This is a genomic window from Pseudomonas sp. FP597, assembly GCF_030687435.1.
Lineage (GTDB): Bacteria > Pseudomonadota > Gammaproteobacteria > Pseudomonadales > Pseudomonadaceae > Aquipseudomonas > Aquipseudomonas lactucae.
Genome location: NZ_CP117432.1, coordinates 3,754,469 through 3,773,549 on the forward strand (window position 1 = coordinate 3,754,469; position 19,081 = coordinate 3,773,549).

Annotated in this window: 12 protein-coding genes; 3 read left to right on the forward strand and 9 right to left on the reverse strand. The window is 63.0% G+C overall.

Translation table 11 applies throughout. The annotated features are described in order from the left end of the window. Positions 1-34 precede the first annotated feature (34 nt). The gene (locus tag PSH66_RS17095) at positions 35-349 is read left to right on the forward strand and encodes an SCP2 sterol-binding domain-containing protein (RefSeq protein WP_305427289.1); all 315 of its coding nucleotides are present in this window, start codon (positions 35-37) and stop codon (positions 347-349) included. 71 nt (positions 350-420) lie between these two features. Here PSH66_RS17095 and PSH66_RS17100 read toward each other — a convergent pair whose 3' ends face one another. After that, positions 421-3,048 carry a glucosidase gene (locus PSH66_RS17100; RefSeq protein ID WP_305427290.1) on the reverse strand — a complete coding sequence of 876 codons (2,628 nt, stop codon included), beginning with the start codon at positions 3,046-3,048 and terminating at the stop codon, positions 421-423. Between the two features lie 69 nt (positions 3,049-3,117). Next, positions 3,118-4,527, reverse strand: coding sequence for an OprD family outer membrane porin (locus tag PSH66_RS17105; RefSeq protein ID WP_003174412.1), 1,410 nt, complete (start codon positions 4,525-4,527; stop codon positions 3,118-3,120). A gap of 287 nt (positions 4,528-4,814) precedes the next feature. Here PSH66_RS17105 and PSH66_RS17110 point away from each other — a divergent pair, with 287 nt between their 5' ends. Next, complete coding sequence (locus tag PSH66_RS17110; RefSeq protein ID WP_305427291.1) at positions 4,815-6,191, forward strand: VOC family protein; 1,377 nt, start codon at positions 4,815-4,817, stop codon at positions 6,189-6,191. A 168-nt stretch (positions 6,192-6,359) separates the two neighbouring features. Here the strand turns inward: PSH66_RS17110 and PSH66_RS17115 are convergent, their stop codons facing one another. After that, the gene (locus tag PSH66_RS17115) at positions 6,360-6,584 is read right to left on the reverse strand and encodes a DUF465 domain-containing protein (protein WP_305427292.1); all 225 of its coding nucleotides are present in this window, start codon (positions 6,582-6,584) and stop codon (positions 6,360-6,362) included. 174 nt (positions 6,585-6,758) lie between these two features. Here PSH66_RS17115 and tkt point away from each other — a divergent pair, with 174 nt between their 5' ends. Continuing rightward, positions 6,759-8,813 carry a transketolase gene (tkt, locus tag PSH66_RS17120; RefSeq protein ID WP_305427293.1) on the forward strand — a complete coding sequence of 685 codons (2,055 nt, stop codon included), beginning with the start codon at positions 6,759-6,761 and terminating at the stop codon, positions 8,811-8,813. Positions 8,814-8,938: 125 nt separating this feature from the next. Here the strand turns inward: tkt and PSH66_RS17125 are convergent, their stop codons facing one another. The 6 genes from PSH66_RS17125 to lexA all read right to left on the reverse strand — a co-directional run bounded on the left by PSH66_RS17125 (position 8,939) and on the right by lexA (position 18,996). Beyond that, positions 8,939-11,458, reverse strand: a complete 2,520-nt coding sequence (locus tag PSH66_RS17125; protein ID WP_141064012.1) for an excinuclease ABC subunit UvrA — start codon at positions 11,456-11,458, stop codon at positions 8,939-8,941. Between the two features lie 2 nt (positions 11,459-11,460). Then, a complete protein-coding gene (locus PSH66_RS17130) occupies positions 11,461-13,167 on the reverse strand; it encodes an ATP-binding protein (protein WP_078824994.1) in 1,707 nt (568 codons plus the stop codon). 109 nt (positions 13,168-13,276) lie between these two features. Beyond that, on the reverse strand, positions 13,277-16,369 hold the full coding sequence (locus PSH66_RS17135; RefSeq protein ID WP_305427294.1) for an error-prone DNA polymerase: 3,093 nt from the start codon (positions 16,367-16,369) through the stop codon (positions 13,277-13,279). Next, a complete protein-coding gene (locus tag PSH66_RS17140; RefSeq protein ID WP_305427295.1) occupies positions 16,345-17,757 on the reverse strand; it encodes a DNA polymerase Y family protein in 1,413 nt (470 codons plus the stop codon). The genes PSH66_RS17135 and PSH66_RS17140 overlap by 25 nt, the downstream gene beginning before the upstream one ends. Before the next feature lie 7 nt (positions 17,758-17,764). After that, positions 17,765-18,379 carry a translesion DNA synthesis-associated protein ImuA gene (gene imuA, locus PSH66_RS17145; protein WP_003174423.1) on the reverse strand — a complete coding sequence of 205 codons (615 nt, stop codon included), beginning with the start codon at positions 18,377-18,379 and terminating at the stop codon, positions 17,765-17,767. Then, the gene (lexA, locus tag PSH66_RS17150) at positions 18,379-18,996 is read right to left on the reverse strand and encodes a transcriptional repressor LexA (protein ID WP_003174424.1); all 618 of its coding nucleotides are present in this window, start codon (positions 18,994-18,996) and stop codon (positions 18,379-18,381) included. The genes imuA and lexA overlap by 1 nt, the downstream gene beginning before the upstream one ends. Positions 18,997-19,081: the final 85 nt, after the last annotated feature.

The window sequence follows — 19,081 nt, forward strand, 5'->3', positions numbered from 1 at the left end:
AGGTCACTGGACTCTACCCTAAAGGATCGAAACCATGACTGACGTAGCTAAAGCCGTACAAGCAATGAAAGCCAAATTCAACCCAGGCGCTGCCGAAGGCCTGGATCTGGTATTCGGTTTCCGCATTGACGACACCAAGAACTTCTCCCTGGTTGTCAAAGACAAGACCTGCGAGTTGCAAGAAGGCGAAAACCCGGACGCCCAAGTGACCCTGGTCATGGACAGCGAAACCCTGAAAGGCATCGTCGACGGTTCCACCGACGGCATGCAGGCCTTCATGGGCGGCAAGCTGCGCACCGAAGGCGACATGATGCTGGCGATGAAGCTGAGCGAGCTGTTCCCGTCCTGATTCACGGGCAAGCCTAACTCCAAAAATGTGGGAGGGGGCTTGCTCCCTCCCACATTGGATCGTGGTGTTGGTTAAGATTTCGGTTGCAACAGCAACGCCACCAACGCACTCCACCCGGTCTGGTGTGACGCCCCCAATCCCCGCCCGGTTTCTCCATGGAAATACTCATGGAACAACACCAGGTCACAGCTGAGCGGGTCCGCTTGCAGCTGCGCATACCCCGCCATCGACGCTCGCATGCCGTTTTCATCCCTTAAAAACAACCGGGTCAGCCGCTGACTCAGGCTGTCGGCCACTTCCTCCAGTGACGACAGATAACCGCTGCCTGTCGGATACTCCACCGAGAAGTTATCCGCGTAGTACCGGTGAAATTCGCGCAACGATTCGATCAACATGTAGTTCACCGGCATCCATAACGGCCCTCGCCAGTTCGAGTTGCCGCCGTACAAGCGCGAATCGGACTCGCCGGGCTGGTAGCACGCGCTCAAGGTATTGCCATTCATCTTCAACGCCAGGGGCTGCTCGGCGAAGGCTTTGGACAAGGAGCGCACCCCAAACGCCGAGAGGAACTCATCGTCATTCAGCATGCGCCGCAGCAGGTCCTTGGTGCGCTCGCCACGCAACAATGCCAGCAACAATCGATTGCCCTGCCCTGGTTCATTCCAGCGTGAGACCAATTCAGCCAGGTCCGGCCGGTGTTTCATAAAACCCCACAAGCGTTCGCGCAACCCTTCCAGGCCCTCATGCTCGCGCTGCTCCAGCACCAGCACGGCGAACAGCGGCATCAAACCGACGATGGAACGCAGGCGCACCGGCTCGTTCTGGCCATCGGGACGGTGCAGCACGTCGTAGAAGAACAGGTCCTGCTCGTCCCACAGGCCTTCGGCACTGTCATCGACACGGTTGATGGCGCCGGCGATGTACAGGAAATGCTCGAAAAACTTCACCGCAATGTCGACATACACGCCATTGCGCTTGGCCAGTTCCAGGGCGATGCGCATCAGGTCCAGCGCATAGGCCGCGACCCAGGCCGTGCCGTCGGCCTGATCCAGCTGATAGCCCGCTGGCAAGGCCGCCGAACGGTCGAACAAGGCGATGTTATCCAGCCCCAGGAAGCCGCCCTGGAACAGGTTGCGGCCCTCGGCGTCCTTGCGGTTGACCCACCAGGAAAAATTCAGCAGCAACTTGTGGAAAATCCGTTCCAGAAAATCCATATCACCTACACCGGTCAGCGCCTTGTCCTGCTGATACACGCGCCAACTGGCCCAGGCATGCACCGGTGGGTTGGCGTCGTCAAAGCGCCATTCATACGCCGGCAGCTGGCCGTTTGGGTGCATGAAACGGTCCTTGACCAGTAACAGCAGTTGTTGCTTGGCGTACCCCGGATCGATCAGTGCGATAGCCACCGCCTGGAAGCCTTGGTCCCACGAGGCGTACCACGGGTATTCCCACGTGTCAGGCATGGACAGGATGTCGAAGTTGGACAAGTGTCGCCAATGGGTATTGCGAATATGCAGGCGCTCGGGCGGCGGTGCGGGTTGGGCCGGGTCGCCGTCGAGCCATTGGTTCACATCGAAGTAATAGAGTTGCTTGGACCACAGCAAACCCGCCAGGGCCTGACGCTGCACATTGCGTGCGTCCGTATCGGCGATACCGTGTTGCAAGGCGGCGTAGAAGTCATCCGCTTCCTGGCGACGCTGCTCGAACAGCTTGCGCGCGTTGACCGGTGGCGCAACGGCGGGAGCAAAGCGCAGATACAGGGTTTTGCTCTGCAGCCCGTCCAGTTCAACGATGAAGCGGGCGGCGACCTTGGTGCCGCTGTCACGTCGAATCGCCGCTTCAAGGCCCTGCACCACGTAATCATTGATGCCATCCTTGAACGGCCCCGAGGCCATCAGCCCATCCAGCTTGACGACATTGCTTTCATTTTCGCAGAACAACCACTCCAACCCATCCTGGCCCCAGGCGCTCAGATGGCGATCCGGCAACTCGTGATGACGGGCCAACACGTGCTCGCCGTCCATCGACAACTGCGGCTTGGGTGCGTCAAAGGTCCAGCTCCAGTCATTGCGCGCCCACAGCTGGGGCAGTACCTGCAAACGGGTTGGCTGATCCGAACGGTTATGCAGCGTGATCCGCATGAAAACATCGTCAGGCTGATGCTTGGCATACTCGACGCCGACATCGCAATAACGGTTGTCTTCGAACACGCCGGTATCGAGGATTTCATACTCGGCGTCAGCCAGCCCGCGACGGGCGTTTTCGGTGATCAGGTCGGCGTAGGGAAACGCTGCATGGGGGTATTTGTAGAGCATGCGCATATAGGCATGGCTCGGCACACCATCGACGAAAAAGTACAGTTCCTTGACGTCTTCACCGTGGTTGCCCTCGGCGTTGTTCAGACCGAACAGGCGCTCCTTGAGAATCGCGTCACGCTCATTCCACAGCGCCAGCCCCAGGCACCAGCGTTGCGCCTTGTCACTGAAACCGGCCAGGCCGTCCTCGCCCCAACGGTAGGCGCGACTGCGTGCGTGTTCATGGGGGAAGTAGCGCCAGGCATCGCCATCGGCGCTGTAGTCTTCGCGCACCGTGCCCCATTGGCGTTCGCTCAGGTAGGGGCCCCACTCGCGCCAGCGCTCGGCGTCTTCGGTTGCCAGGCGCTGGCCTTCTATTGTTTGGGTTACGGGCGTGGCCGTCATTGAGTCCTCCAACACCTACACAGTGAGGTGCAGTGTAGGACCCATCCACGCCCGGTTGCACATGAAGACTTAGAAGATTGCGTAGGTGTAGTTGAAGATCAGACGGGTCTGGTCCTGGTCGGCGGTGCCGGTGTTTTTGCCGTGATAGGTGCCGGTACGCAAGGTGGTACCGAAGCCTTTCAGCGGACCTGCCTGCACCACGTAGTCCAGACGGAAATCGGCTTCGTTTTCTTTCTGGTCAGGCCCACCGGCGACATTGGACTTGATGTCCTTGCCGTCCAGATAGGCCACGGACGCCTTCAGGCCCGGTACGTAGGCCTTGAAGTCATAGGCATACTGGCCGAAGTTGACCTGCTCGCCCGCGCGGGAGAACTGGCCGACCACCGCATCGGTAAACAGGTAGAAGTCGCTGCCGCCGGCGCCCTGCGCGTGCGGGTCGGCCAGGCTGCCCTGGTTGACCCAGACGAAGCCACCGTCATCCCCCACGCCGATGTGGCCGAGCATCAGGCTGCTGCCGCCCAATTGATAGGTGAAGGCCGCACTGTAGGTTTTGTTATCCACTTCGCCGGCATGCCGGGCATAGCCGCCGTTGTTGTTGAATGCATAACCGCTCGAACCATTCTTGCCGTCGCTGGTGCTGTCGAAGTAGCGCAGGTCGGTCTTGAACGATTGGTCATTGCCCAACGGCAGCACATGCACCAGGCCTACATAGTTCTGTTTGTAGAAGTCCTGCAACTGCGCGTAGTAGTACTGCAGCGTCAGGTTTTTCGTAAGGGTGTTATCGGAGGAGCCGAAGGGTTTGTAGTCCACGCCACCGAACTTGAAGCTGTCGCTGTCGCGCTGGCCACCGGCAACGCTCAAGCCCGTGGAATTACTGGAAGCACGACCTTCGGCGCGGTTCAACTCACCACCGGTGAAGGTCACGTTAGGGATGTCGTTCGAAGTCAGGACGCCGCCGTCGAAGGTCTGCGGCGCCACACGGCTGTCGTTGGCCACCAGGATCGGCAACACCGGCGCCAGGCCGCCGCCCACATGCAATTCGGTCTGGGAAATACGGAACTTCACATTGCCCGCCGCGCGACCAAAGGCATCGGCAGGTTCGGTACCGTTGTTCTTGGTCGGGAAGAAGCTGTTGCCGTTGCCCGCCAGGCCTGGGCCCGCGGCATGACCATCGCCGCCGTCCAGGCGCAGGGCGCCGAACGCCATCACATCGAAACCGACGCCGAGCGTGCCTTGGGTAAAGCCGGATTTGTAGTCAAAGCGCAGCGCGGTTGCGGCTTCGCGCAGGTCGTTGTTGGTGCCCGAGCGGTTGTCTGCGCTGTAGTACATGGTGCGTGAGCTGACGGACGCATGACTGTCCTCCACAAAACCGCTGTGACCATTGCCCGTGCCCAGCGAGCCAAGCCCGAAATCATCCGCACAAGCGTGTTGTGCAAGCACGGCGGCGGTGATGGATAACGCCAATGTAGATATTTTCATTAACGACAGCCCCTGAATATTTTTTTATGTCGATTGTGTGCAAAACGGCGTTTCACCCCTACAAACGTGACGATTGTTTCATGGGGACCGGGGCGGACGCCGTGAAGAAAAAGTTAGGAAAAGCCGCGAAAAATGAAATTATCCGTATGCCGTTTTTTGTCATATTCCGTTCATTTCATTCATTTGAAGAATGAAGTTCAGAGGATTCTTCGTTTGCGCGGCGGCGCGGTGCCCAACAAAATCGGTGAATGGTCATGCCTCTCTCCATCGTCATCAGGAATTTTTCTATGCCCAATGCCGCCCATGTCAGCCCCGACGAGATCCGTAAAGGCTTTTCCAAGGCCATGTCCGATATGTACCGAGATGAAGTTCCCCTGTATGGCGCGCTGATGGAGCTGGTGGCTGAGGTCAACGCGCGCGTGCTCGACAACGAACCAAGCCTGGCGCACCAGCTGCAACGCACCGGTGAAATCCAGCGCCTGGACAGGGAACGCCACGGCGCCATCCGCCTGGGCACCGCGGCGGAACTGGCGACCATCAGCCGCTTGTTCGCCGTGATGGGCATGCAACCGGTGGGCTACTACGACCTCACGCCGGCGGGTGTGCCGGTGCATTCCACGGCGTTTCGCGCGGTGCATGAGCACGCCCTGCAAACCAGCCCGTTTCGCGTATTCACCTCATTGCTGCGCCTGGAGCTGATCGAAAATCCCGAGCTGCGCGCCTTCGCCGAAACCGCCCTGGCCAAGCGTTCGATCTTCACCCCAGGTGCCCTGGCGTTGATCGAACAAGCGCAGAACGACGGCGGCCTCGACGCCGAGGACGCCGCGCACTTCATCCGCGAGGCCCTGGAAACCTTCCGCTGGCACCACACCGCCACCGTCACCGCCGCGCAATACCAGCAACTGAGCGACCAGCACCGCCTGATCGCCGACGTCGTCGCCTTCAAGGGCCCGCACATCAACCACCTCACCCCGCGCACCTTGGACATCGACCAGGTACAGGCCGCCATGCCCGGCAAAGGCATCACCCCCAAGGCCGTGATCGAAGGCCCGCCGCGCCGCCAGTGCCCGATCCTGCTGCGCCAGACCAGCTTCAAGGCCCTCGACGAAGCCATCGCCTTCACCGACGCCCAAGGCAGCCACAGCGCACGCTTCGGCGAAATCGAACAACGTGGCGTCGCGCTCACCCCCAAGGGTCGCGCGCTCTATGACCAACTGCTGAACGCCGCCCGCGACGAACTGGGTGCATTTCCCAACGAGGACAACGCCGCACGCTATACGCAATTGATGGAACAGCACTTCCAGACCTTCCCCGACAATCACACGCAAATGCGCGAACAGGGCCTGGCGTACTTCCGCTATTTCGCCACGCCCAAGGGCCTTGCGGCACGCGGCCACGCCGAGCAACCGCGGACCCTGGAGGCACTGGTCGCGGCCGGCCACGTCGATGTGGAGCCGTTGGTGTATGAGGATTTCCTGCCGGTGAGCGCGGCGGGGATCTTCCAGTCGAACCTGGGGGATGCGGCGCAGAGTCACTACGCGGCCCCTTCGAACCAGGCGGCGTTCGAGCAGGCGCTGGGGCGCCAGACGATTGATGAGTTGAAGCTGTATGGCGAGACGCAGCAGCGTTCGATGGAGGCGTGCTTGAACGCGCTAAAGGCCTGAAACTCAGTACCCACCCGGCTCACCGGCGCACTCCTTGCGCCGACCCAACTGGAACTGGTTGTTGTGGCGAGGGAGCTTGCTCCCGTTCGGCTGCGCAGCAGACGCCAGGGCCGGGGGGGCGCTTCGCACCCCGGCGGGAGCAAGCTCCCTCGCCACGGTCGTTGCTGCTCAGCCCAATCGCCCCACGATTTCATCTTTAATCAGAAGCCGCTTTTTCTTCAGTTTCTCAACATCCTCATCGCTGGCACTGGCTGATTCCGCGTTGAGCACCTCCCGGTCGGCAGCGTCATATTGCGTGAGCAGAGAGTCCAGGCGTTTATCGCTCGCCCTGCGTTCGTGAACGACTTCCTTGCTCAACCCCAAATCCTCACACAGGTCGTGTTTCACTGGCATGGCGTACCTCCGCATGTTGATCAATGGTCTACGCCCTTGAAGCTAGCCCATTCCTGGCCGTCTTGTCATATTTACGCGCAATACATCCCCGTTCGTCGCGGTAAAGGCGATGGGATCAAACCTTTGCGGCGCCCTGCCCTCCACAGTAGATCGCTACTTGAGGGAGACCGTTTCATGACGCTTACCGCCACCCCTGTCGACACCCTGTGCATCAACACCCTGCGCACCCTGGCAATGGACGCCGTGCAGAAGGCCAATTCCGGCCACCCGGGTACGCCCATGGGCCTGGCGCCGGTGGGGTATACGCTGTGGAGCCGGTTCCTGCGGTATCACCCCGAACATCCCGACTGGCCCAACCGCGATCGGTTTGTGCTGTCGGTGGGGCATGCGTCGATGCTGTTGTATTCGCTGCTGCACCTGGCCGGTGTGGTGGAGATCGATGCCAAGGGCCAGCGTACCGGGCAGCCGGCGATCAGCCTGGACGACATCAAGCAGTTTCGCCAAGCCGACTCCAAAACCCCGGGGCATCCGGAATACCGCATGACTACTGGCGTAGAGACCACCACCGGCCCTCTCGGCCAGGGCTGCGCCAACAGTGTAGGCATGGCGATGGCCGAGCGTTGGCTGGCAGAGCGCTTCAACCGCGACGGCCAGGTGTTGTTCGACTACAACGTATACACCCTGTGCGGCGACGGCGACATGATGGAAGGCATCAGCAGCGAAGCGGCGTCCATGGCCGGGCATCTGAAGCTGGATAACCTGTGCTGGATCTACGACAACAACACCATCAGCATCGAAGGCCACACCGAACTGGCGTTCAGCGAGGACGTGATCAAGCGCTTCCAGGCCTACGGCTGGCACACGCTGCACGTCACCGATGCCAATGACCTGCAGGCGCTGAGCACTGCCCTGGAGACCTTCCAGGCGAACACCGGCGCGCCGACGTTGATTGTGGTCGACAGCGTGATCGGCTACGGCTCGCCCCACAAGCACAACACCGCCGCCGCCCATGGCGAGCCGTTGGGTGACGAGGAAATCCGCCTGACCAAGGCGGCGTATGGCTGGCCGCAGGATTCGAGTTTCCTGGTGCCCGATGAAGCTCGCACGGTATTGCGCGATGCGCTGCACACACGCGCCGAGCCGCTGTACCAGCAATGGAACCAGACCCTGGCCAATCTTGAGCCGCACCGGGCCGATGAACTGCGACGGATGCGCGCCGGCGAGATGCCCGAACAGTGGCAGGCCGATCTGCCGCGCTTTGCGGCGGATGCCAAGGGCGTCGCCAGTCGTGCGGCAGGCGGTGAGGTGTTGAATGCCTTCGCCCAGCAAATCCCCTGGTTGATCGGTGGCTCGGCTGATTTGTCGCCGTCGACCAAGACCAACCTCACCTTCGACGGCGCCGGACGTTTCAGCGCCGACGACTACAGCGGGCGCAACCTGCATTTCGGGATTCGCGAACACGCCATGGGCGCGATTGCCAATGGCATGGCGCTGTCCTATCTGCGCCCGTACACCTCGACGTTCCTGGTGTTCAGTGACTACATGAAACCGCCGATCCGCCTGGCGGCGATCATGGAATTGCCGGTGGTGTTCGTGTTTACCCATGACTCCATCGGCGTGGGTGAGGATGGGCCGACGCACCAGCCCATCGAACACTTGACTCAGTTGCGGGCGACCCCGGGGTTGCTGACCCTGCGCCCTGGCGACGCGAATGAAACCCTGGAACTGTGGAAAGTCGCCCTGGCGCAAACCCATCGGCCGAGCTGTGTGGTGCTGTCGCGTCAGCCGTTGCCGACATTGGACCGCACGAAATATGCGGCGCCAGCCGGTGCAGCCAAGGGCGCGTATGTATTGGCCGGGGCGGATAAGCCCGAAGTGATCCTGATCGGCACCGGCAGCGAAGTCAGCCTGGCCGTGGCGGCCTACGAACAGCTCACGAATGAAGGGGTGGCGGCGCAGGTGGTGTCGATGCCCAGCTGGGAATTGTTCGAAGAACAGGACCAGGCTTACCGCGACAGCGTATTGCCGCCAGCGGTGAAAGCGCGGGTGGTGGTGGAACAGGCCGGGCCACTCGGATGGGACCGCTATGTCGGCCAGACCGGCGCCAAGGTAGTGATGAACAGCTTTGGCGCGTCGGCGCCGTTGGCCAAGCTGCAGGAGAAATTCGGGTTTACGGTGGAGCATGTGGTGAAGCAGGCCAAGGTGCAGATCCAACTGGCCGAACACTGATCGAATGTGGGAGGGGCTTGCTCCCGATAGCGGTGGGTCAGGCACAACTGCATCCACTGACACGCCCTCATCGGGAGCAAGTCGAATCGTCGCACTGCCCCTCCCAGATTGGACCCCACCGCTTGTTAGATCAGCTCTCGAGCCAGAAACGGCGCGGTGCGGCTTTTTTTGCTTTTGGCGACCTTCTGGGGCGTACCGCAGGCAACCACCTTGCCGCCCAAGTCCCCTGCCCCCGGGCCGATATCGATCACCCAGTCACTCTGGGCCACCACGCGCATTTCATGCTCGACCACGACCACCGTGTGCCCTGCATCCACCAGATGGTTGAGCTGGCTGAGCAGGCGATCCACATCGCGCGGATGAAGCCCGGTGGTCGGCTCATCCAACACATACAAGGTCGCGCCCCGGGCATTGCGCTGCAACTCGGTGGCCAGTTTGATGCGTTGCGCTTCGCCGCCGGACAGTTCGGTGGCCGGTTGGCCAAGACGCAGATAACCCAGGCCGATATCCCTCAGCACCTGCAACGGACGCAGCACGCCCGGCTGCTCGGCAAACACTTCCACCGCTTGCTCCACCGTCAGCCCCAATACCTGGGCGATGTTCAAGCCTTGCCATTTGATCGCCAATGTTTCGGGATTGTAGCGCGCCCCGTGACAGGTCGGGCACGGCGCGTACACGCTGGGCATGAACAGCAATTCGACGCTGACAAAGCCTTCGCCCTCACAATGGGGGCAACGGCCCTTGGCGACGTTGAAGGAGAACTGGCCGGCATCGTACTGGCGCTTCTTCGCGGCGGGCGTGGCGGCGAACAGTTTGCGCACGGTGTCGAACAGCCCGGTGTAGGTCGCAAGGTTCGAGCGCGGTGTGCGGCCGATGGGCTTCTGGTCCACCTGCACCAGGCGGCGGATATGCTCCAGCCCGCCGCCGATGCGACCACCACTGGTTTGCGGCGCGTCGTCTTCCAGGCTCGGTTCTTCGTCGTTTTCAATCACCCGCCCGAGTCCCGCGCCAACCAGCTCCAACAGCGCCTGGCTGACCAGGCTGGACTTGCCCGAGCCGGAAATCCCGGTCACCGCCGTGAAGCAGCTCAGCGGAAAATCCACGCTCAACTCGTTGAGGTTATTGCGCGTCACGCCTTCCAACTGCAACCAGCCCTGCGGTTCACGGCGCACCTGATGCGACGGGCGCGGCTCAGCGAACAGGTACTCACGGGTCTGCGACGCCTGCACATCGGCCAACCCGGCCGGCGGCCCGCTGTACAACACTTGCCCGCCATGTTCACCGGCCGCCGGGCCGACGTCGATCAGCCAGTCGGCGCGGCGCATGGTTTCCAGGTCGTGCTCCACTACAAACAATGAATTGCCCGCCGCCTTCAAACGTTCAAGTGCGGTGAACAGTGCTTCACCATCCGCCGGGTGCAGCCCTGCCGACGGCTCATCCAGCACATAGATCACGCCAAACAGTTGCGAGCCCAGTTGCGTGGCCAGACGCAACCGCTGCAACTCCCCGGACGACAAGGTCGGCGTGCTGCGCTCCAGGCTCAGATACCCCAAGCCCAGCTCGGTCAAGGTGCTGACCCGCTCGAGCAAATCCTGGGCGATACGCTGCGCGGCCAGGCGCTTTTCCACCGACAGTTTCATCCTGTCCTGCCCCGCCGCCACGGGGCGCAGCAACTCGGCCAGTTGCGCCAACGACAGCTGCGATAACTCGCCAATGTCCACCCCGGCGAACTTCACCGACAGCGCCGCCCTGGTCAAGCGCTTGCCCTCGCACAACGGGCAGGCACTGCCCTGCATGAACTGCGCGACGCGCTTTTTCATCAGCGCACTTTGAGTGTGGGTGAAGGTGTGCAGGATATAACGCCGCGCACCGCTGAAGGTGCCCTGGTAACTCGGCTCGAGTTTGCGTTTGAGCGCGTCGCGGGTCTGCTCGGGGGTGAAGCCGGCGTACACCGGCACCGTGGGGGTTTCTTCGGTGAAGAGGATCCAGTCGCGCTGTTTCTTCGGTAGGTCACGCCACGGGATATCCACGTCATAGCCCAGCGTCACCAGGATGTCGCGCAGGTTCTGGCCCTGCCAGGCCAGGGGCCAGGAGGCGACCGCGCGCTGGCGGATGGTCAGCGATGGATCAGGCACCATCAGCGCTTCGGTCACTTCATAGACGCGGCCCAGGCCATGGCATTGCGGGCACGCGCCCTGGGGCAGGTTCGGCGAAAAATCCTCGGCATAGAGCATGGCCTGGCCTGGCGGGTAGCTGCCGGCGCGGGAGTACAGCATGCGGATCAGGCTCGACAAGGTGGTGACGCTGCCCACCGAACTGCGCGCACTCGGCGTGCCGCGCTGCTGTTGCAGGGCCACGGCCGGCGGCAGGCCTTCGATGCTGTCCACATCCGGCACGCCGACCTGGTCGATCAGGCGTCGCGCATAGGGCGCAACCGACTCGAAATAGCGCCGCTGGGCTTCGGCATACACCGTGGAAAAGGCCAGGGACGATTTGCCCGAACCCGACACACCGGTGAATACCACCAGGGCATCCCGTGGAATGTCCACATCGACGTTGCGCAGGTTGTGCTCGCGGGCCCCACGCACGCGCACGAAGCCCTGGGGTTGTGCGGTGATCGGGGGGATGTTGCGCTGTGAAGTCATGGTCAACCTTGTCTTGCGGTGAGCACGCTGCGCACCCTCAGCGTCAGGGCCTCGGGGCTGTAGGGCTTGCTCAGCAGATGAATGTCGGGGCTCAGCAAATGGTTGCTGGAGAGGATGTCGCGGGTATGGCCGGAGGTGAACAGTACCGGCACCGCAGGTTCTTGCGCGCGCGCCCAATCGGCCAGGTCGGTACTTTTATAGCGGCCGGGCATCACCACGTCGGTGAAGATCAGTTCCGGTTTCAAGCCCGCCTGCAGCTTCGCCATGGCCTGGTCGCCGTCTTCTGCCGTGAGGACGGTGTAGCCCGATTGTTCGAGCACTTCCACCACGGTCAGGCGCACGCCTTCATTGTCTTCGACCACCAGGATCGTCTCCTGGCCGCCCACCGACACCACGGGTTCAGCCTGTGCCTGCGGGCATTCTTCGCCCAGGCTGCGCGGGAAATACAACTGCACCACGGTGCCCTTGCCTTCCTCGCTGCTGACGTCGACATGGCCACCGCTTTGGCGCACGAACCCGAACACCATGCTCAAGCCCAGGCCCGTGCCGTGGCCGTCGCGCTTGGTGGTAAAAAACGGTTCGAACACCTTGGCCTGGATCGCCGGCGACATGCCCACGCCCGTGTCGGCCACGGCCAGGCGCACGTATTCACCAGGGCTGATGCCTTTGCCAATGCAATCTTTGGGATTAAGAATGATGTTTTCGCCACTGATGCGAATCACGCCCTCGCCTTTCATGGCATCCCGGGCGTTGATCGCCAGGTTGAGCAAGGCGTTTTCCAGTTGGTTGCGGTCGACGTGAATGCGCCAGGGATCGCGCGGTAATTGCACATCAATGTGGATGGTTTCACCCAGGGCGCGCTGCAACAGCTCGCCCAGGTTTTCGTAAATGCGCAGGGGGTTGTAAACCGCTGGCGACAATGGCTGACGCCGGGCAAAGGCCAGCAGTTGCGTCGACAATTTCGCCCCGCGCTCCACGGCGGCGATGGCCGCACTGACGCGACGCTGCACCTGGGGGTTGTCCGGTTCATGGCGGGCCAGCAGATGCAGGTTGCCGGCGATCACTTGCAGCAGGTTATTGAAGTCATGGGCCACGCCGCCGGTGAGACCGCCGATGGCTTCGAGCTTTTGCGACTGGCGCAGCTTGTCTTCGGCGGCCGAACGCGCCTGCACTTCGGCGGCCACGCGTTGCTCCAGGTTGTGGGTGAGTTCCTGACGCACCTGCTCGGACTTCACCAGTTCGGTGGTCTCCACCACAATCGCCAACACCCCGGCCGGCCGGTGGTTGTCTCCGGCGACGGGGCTGTAATACAGGTCCAGCCACACCGTTTCCGGCTGGCCGTTGCGCAGCAGCACCAAGTCCTTGTTATTGAACGACAGCGTACCGCCGGCCAGGCAGGTGTCCACCACGTGCCGGTTGAAATCGGCCACTTCCGGCCAACCCAGCTCCACCGGGGTGCCCAGCAGGTACGGGTGGCGGCCACCAGCAAACGCCGAGTAGCTGTCGTTGTAGATCATGTAGCCCAGGCGCCCCCACAGCATCACCATCGGCACCGGCGACGCGAGCATCATTTGCACGGTACAGGCCAGGCTGGTGGACCACTGGTCGATGGGGCCGAGGTCGGTTTTTGACCAGTCAAAGCTGCGTATGCGCTGGGCCATTTCACCGGCCCAACCTTCACAGCCATGGGAGTTGGATAAAAATTGCATCGTTGGGCTCTGGGCAAAGAGAGGACAGTCGCAATTTTTGGAGCTTACACGGAGCAGATGGTTTCATTCGCTATAAATTTGGCAGTTATCATCGTGCAATCGTCCGGCCTCAGTGAAAATCCCGGCTGCGTACATGAATGCCCTCAAGCAACGAGGTGAGGTCGGTCAAACGCCCGGCGATCAAGTGTCGCACCTCGCCCACCGCCTCCCAGCGTCCATCCACCTTGAGCAGTCGCGAGCCGACCAGGGCCAGGCGCTGGCGTTCGGCCAGGTCGCGCCAAACCACCACATTGAGGTTGCCGAATTCATCTTCCAGGGTGACAAAGGTCACGCCACTGGCGGTGCCTGGGCGTTGCCGACCAGTGACCAGGCCCACCACGCTTACATTGCGCCCATGCTCCACCGCCATCAGCTCGCGAGAACTGCGGCAACGCCGCTTGCGCAGCTCATCGCGCAGCAACGCCAGCGGGTGCGGGCCGAGGGTGGTGCCGACGGTGGCGTAATCGGCGTGCAGGTCCTCACCCACCGTGGGGGTCGGCAACGCCACCACGGCTTCATCGGGGCCGGGCAACCCGGCAAACAGTCCCAGTTGTGTATGCACCCCGGCCACCTCCCAGCGCGCCTGATGCCGGTTGCCGGCCAGGGCGCGCAAGGCGCCGGCGTCGGCCAGCAGCGCCTGGGCACGGGCATCGAGCCCGGCGCGTTGGTCCAGGTCGGCAATGTCGCGAAATACGCCGCGCCGGCGTGCCGCTTCAAGGCGGCGCCCATCCTCTTCGCGAAACCCCGAGATCATACGCAAGCCCAGACGAATCGCCGGTTGCTGGCCATCGATGGGCTCCAGGCTGCAATCCCAGTCGCTGGCCTGCACATCCACCGGGCGGATCTGCAAACGATGGCGTCGCGCATCCTGCAGGATCTGGTCGGGGCTGTAGAACCCCATGGGCCAGCTATTGATCAACGCACAGGCAAACGCCGCCGGTTCGTGGCATTTGAGCCAACAACTGGCATAGGTCAGCAAGGCAAAACTGGCCGCGTGGGACTCCGGGAAGCCATAGCTGCCAAAGCCCTTGATCTGTTCGAAAATCTGCGCCGCGAAGGCTTCGGTGTAGCCGTTGTTGAGCATGCCGGTGCGCAGGCGTTCCTGATGCGGCTCCAGGCCACCGTGGCGTTTCCAGGCGGCCATGGAGCGGCGCAACTGGTCGGCCTCGCCTGGGCTGTAGTCGGCGGCGACCATGGCGATCTGCATCACTTGTTCCTGGAACAGCGGGATGCCCAGGGTGCGCTCCAATACCGTTTTCAGTTGCGGCGACGGGTAGGTGGTTTTTTCTTCCTTGTTACGACGTCGCAGATACGGATGCACCATGCCGCCCTGGATCGGCCCCGGTCGCACAATCGCCACTTCGATCACCAGGTCATAAAAAGTCTGTGGTTTGAGTCGGGGCAACATCGACATCTGCGCCCGCGACTCGATCTGGAACACACCGATGGTGTCGGCCTTGCTGATCATCGCGTAGGTGGCCGGGTCTTCCTTGGGGATCGTCGCCAGGGCCAGGTCGAGGTTGCGATGACGGCGCAGCAGGTCGAAGCAGCGGCGGATCGCACTGAGCATGCCCAGGGCGAGGATATCCACCTTGAGCAGGCCGACCGCGTCCAGGTCGTCCTTGTCCCACTGGATGATGGTGCGCTCGGCCATGGCCGCGTTTTCCACCGGCACCAGGGTGTCCAGCGGGTATTCGCTGATCACGAAACCGCCGGGGTGCTGGGACAGGTGTCGGGGAAAGCCGATCAACTGCTGGGTCAGGGTCAACACGCGGCGCAGCAACGGGCTGTCCGGGTCGAAACCGGCTTCGCGCAGGCGTTCCAGCGGCGGTGCATCATCGCTCCAGCGCCCACAGCAGTCGGCCAGGGCGTTGATCTGGTCCGGCGGCAACCCCAACGCCTTGGCCACATCCCGCACCGCGCCGCTTGCGTGGTAACTGCTGACCACCGCCGTCAGCGCCGCGCGGGTACGACCGTAGCGCTGGAACACGTATTGCAGCACTTCTTCACGGCGCTCGTGTTCGAAATCCACATCGATATCCGGCGGCTCGTTGCGTTCCTCGGACAGGAAGCGCTCGAACAGCATGTTCGTCAGGCTCGGGTTGATCTCGGTGATGCCCAAGGCGAAGCACACCGCCGAGTTCGCCGCCGAGCCCCGCCCCTGGCACAGGATCGAGCGACTGCGGGCAAAGCGCACGATGTCGTGCACGGTGAGAAAATAGCTTTCGTAGCCCAGTCTGCCGATCAATGCCAGCTCGTGATTGATCTGTTGCAGGGTCTTGGCATCGATACCCTCCGGCCACCGCTGGGCGATGCCTTCTTCGGTGACGGTACGCAGCCAGGACGCTGCGTCATGCCCCTCGGGCACCAGCTCGCGCGGGTAGTGGTAGCGCAACTGGCCGAGGTCGAAGGTGCAACGGCGCGCGATGCGCTGGGTCTCGTCAAGCAAGGCTTGCGGGTACAACGCACGCAACGCATCGAGGCTGCGCAGATGGCGTTCGCCATTGGGGTGCAGACGTGTGCCGGCTTCGGCCACCGGCACGTGATGACGGATCGCGGTCATGGTGTCTTGCAGCGCGCGGCGGCCACGCGCATGCATGTGCACATCACCGCAGGCCACCGCCGGGATCCGCAGGCTGGCGGCCAGGCGCAGGCGTTGCTGCAAATGGCGCGCATCGTCCTGACCGCAGTGCAAATGCACGGCCAGCCACAGGCGTTCGGCAAAGGTCTGGCGCAGCCATTGGATCGAGGTCTGGGTGTCGCTGTCTTCGGCCACCCACAGCGCCAGCAAGCCAGGCAGTGGCTGCGCGAAGTCATCGTGCAGCAGGCGATAGCTGCCCTTTTGCGCCCGTCGTCGGGCCAGGGTGATCAAGCGGCACAGGTGCTGATAACCGCTGAGGTCCTGCACCAGCAACACCAGTTTCGGACCGTTTTCGATGCGTACTTCGCTGCCGATAATCAGTGGCAAGTCCACCGCCTTGGCCGCCTGCCAGGCGCGCACGATGCCGGACAAGGTGCATTCATCGGTAATCGCCAACGCGCTGTAGCCCTGGCGCTTGGCGCGCTCGAACAATTCCAGCGCACTCGACGCACCGCGCTGGAACGTGAAGTTGGACAGGCAGTGCAGCTCGGCGTAGCTCATGCAAACCAGCCTTGCAGCCACAGGCCATCGGCTTGCCCCACCGTGCGGTAGGCCCAGCCTTGCTGGCCGGCACGGGTCTGGATCAGATAGTAGTCGCGGCGGATATCGGCGCCGTCCCACCAGCCGGATTCGATACGTTCCGGCCCCATGAGGATCTGCACGCCCTGCTCGGCCAGCAACGTGGGCTCGTCGAGCAGCCAGCCGGGGCGTTGCACCTTGTTCAAGGGCGAACATGGGCGGCTGTCGGCCGCCGCTTGCCAGGCGCACTCGGGACGGTGGTCGGCATGAAAGCGCAGGCCCTGCACCGCCTCGTCCCCCAGGCGTGCGCGCAGGCGTTCGCGCAGTTGCTCCCAGGGCAGGGTCTGGTGCGGGCGGTCATCGAACAGGTCCTGGCGCTGCGGCACAAACACCGGCAGGTCCTGGGCCACCAGGCGAAAGCCGCGTACCGGTGAAGTGACCTGTACATGCTCCAGACGCCCGCGAGCCAGCTCGAAGAGCATCGCCGCTTCACGCTCGGCGCTGAGCAGGCCGACCTTGATCACGCTGTCGGGCGCCTGAGCATGCTCCAGGTGCAGGTCGAAACGCTGTACGCCACTGTCGCGGCCGCAGAGGAAGGCGGATAAGTCCCCCGTCAATCGACGCAGGGGAAACAGCAGCGCCTGGTGGGACTGCACGTCGTAATTCAACTCGATGCGCACATCGAACCGATCCGGCGGCTGGTAAAACCCAAGGGCCAGTGGGCGCTGTCCGGTCAGCGCATCCAGGTGCTTGAGCAGCGTGGCGTCGAAGCGTCGCGCCAAGGTGTGCCGGGGCAAAGCCTGCACCTGGGCCAGGGTGCGCAGGCCCATGCGCGACAACGCGGTGGCGGCCTGGTGCTCAAGGCCGGCACGGTCGATAGGCAGCGGCGCCAGGGCTTGCGCCAAGGTGTCATCGCCAACGGCCAGGCCATCGTAAAGATTGGCCAGTACCCGTGCCGCCGCCGGGTTGGGCGCGGCGACGATACGGTGGCGAAAGCCCAGTTCGCTCAGCTCTTGGCGCAAACGCGCTTCAAAGCGTGGCCAGGGCCCGAACAGCCCCAGGCTCGATTCGATTTCAAACAGCAAGGCGCGTGGGTAATACAGGCTGACCTGGGAGCTGAATTGATAGGCCCAGGCGGCCAGGAACTGCTGCCAGCGCTCGATCTCGGCGGGGTCGTATTCGGCGCTGGCAAAGGTCTTGGTCAGCGCGTGCGCCGCCGTCAGCGATTGGCCTGGACGCAGGCCCAACGCGCGGGCGGCGTCGTTGACGGTTTGCAGCACGCGCCGCTGCGGCGTGCCGGCCAGCAACGCCAGGGGTTGGTCGGGCTCGGGGTGCACACGCTGCACCCCGTCCAGCGCCAATTGCGGGAAGACAATACACACCCAGCGCATGCCAACCTCAGTGCCCGGCCAGCGCAATCGGCGCCGGGTGAGCCAGACCGCCACGGCATTTGAGCACCCTCACTTGGGCAGGTCTGGCCTCGATGGCCAGGCGCAGGGCCGCGGGCGATGAGTTGAGCGCCTCACTGATCGAGCGCCAGGCAAACGCCAGGGTCTGCCCGGTTTCCGCCGCCACCTGCAAACGCCGCAACGCGCGATCATCGGCCTTGCGCGGCCAGCACAACACTGCGCCGCAACTGCCGGAACGCAGGCATTGCTCGACGGCCCACAACGCATCACGCGCCTCGGCCTGGATCACCGAGAGTTGGCGTAAGTCCACCCCGGCGTTCTGCCAGGCATGGGGGTACGGCGTATACGGCGGCGCCACCAGCACAATGCGCTCCCCCGCCGTGGACAAGCGCGCCAGGGTCGGCAGCACCAGTTGCAACTCGCCGATACCGTCCTTGGCCATGAGGATTTCACTCAAAGCCGACTCAGGCCAGCCGCCACTGGGCAGCACCGCATCCAGCGCCGCAAGCCCGGTAGGATGCACGCTGGCCGGCGGCGCGGCAGGCCGCCCCTTCCAGACGCGGCCGCCATTGAACAGCGTATCCAGCGCAACCACGGCGCCCATCAGCCTTGCCTCACCAGGCCGCAGAACACCCCTTCGATGGCCAGGTCCTGGTCAGGCCCCACCACAATGGGTTGATACGCAGGGTTGCGCGGCAGCAGACGCACGCTGTCGCCATTGCGCTCGAAACGCTTGATGGTGACTTCGCCATCCAGGCGCGCCACCACGATCTGCCCGTTCAAGGCCTCGGCACTGCGGCGTACGCCCACCAGGTCGCCGTCGAGAATGCCGTCTTCGATCATCGAATCGCCCTGTACCCGCAGCAGGTAATCCGGGGTTTTCACAAAGGTGGCGGGGTCCAGTTGCAAACGGCTGTGCACCTCGGCGTCGGCGCCAATCGGCCGGCCAGCGGCGACACGCCCGAGCACGGGCACATCCAGCCATTGCGGACGGGCGGGTTGATTAAGCAGGCGAATACCACGGGCCTGGTTGGGGTTGACCTCGATAAAGCCGGCTTCGGTCAGCGCCACCACATGTTTACGCGCGACGCTGCGCGAGGCAAAGCCGAACGCCTCGGCGATCTCGGCGAGGCTGGGGGGCTGGCCTTGCTGCGCGATACGGTCGCGGATGAAGGTCAGGATGGCGGTGCGGCGTGGGGTCAGGTTTGTCATGGAGTACATTTGTACTCCTGTGGGAAATTTCTGACAATAGCCGGTAGTCGCGTGGCAGAGCATGCGAGTGTCGAAACGTCCCACGTATATGCCG

Bases quoted from the DNA above. Each gene is read 5' to 3' on its own strand.
- PSH66_RS17140 (WP_305427295.1), bottom strand. From the start codon at position 17,757: ATGCGCTGGGTGTGTATTGTCTTCCCGCAATTGGCGCTGGACGGGGTG.
- tkt (WP_305427293.1), top strand. From the start codon at position 6,759: ATGACGCTTACCGCCACCCCTGTCGACACCCTGTGCATCAACACCCTG.
- PSH66_RS17115 (WP_305427292.1), bottom strand. From the start codon at position 6,584: ATGCCAGTGAAACACGACCTGTGTGAGGATTTGGGGTTGAGCAAGGAA.
- PSH66_RS17100 (WP_305427290.1), bottom strand. From the start codon at position 3,048: ATGACGGCCACGCCCGTAACCCAAACAATAGAAGGCCAGCGCCTGGCA.
- PSH66_RS17105 (WP_003174412.1), bottom strand. From the start codon at position 4,527: ATGAAAATATCTACATTGGCGTTATCCATCACCGCCGCCGTGCTTGCA.
- PSH66_RS17125 (WP_141064012.1), bottom strand. From the start codon at position 11,458: ATGACTTCACAGCGCAACATCCCCCCGATCACCGCACAACCCCAGGGC.
- lexA (WP_003174424.1), bottom strand. From the start codon at position 18,996: ATGTACTCCATGACAAACCTGACCCCACGCCGCACCGCCATCCTGACC.
- PSH66_RS17095 (WP_305427289.1), top strand. From the start codon at position 35: ATGACTGACGTAGCTAAAGCCGTACAAGCAATGAAAGCCAAATTCAAC.
- imuA (WP_003174423.1), bottom strand. From the start codon at position 18,379: ATGGGCGCCGTGGTTGCGCTGGATACGCTGTTCAATGGCGGCCGCGTC.
- PSH66_RS17110 (WP_305427291.1), top strand. From the start codon at position 4,815: ATGCCCAATGCCGCCCATGTCAGCCCCGACGAGATCCGTAAAGGCTTT.
- PSH66_RS17130 (WP_078824994.1), bottom strand. From the start codon at position 13,167: ATGCAATTTTTATCCAACTCCCATGGCTGTGAAGGTTGGGCCGGTGAA.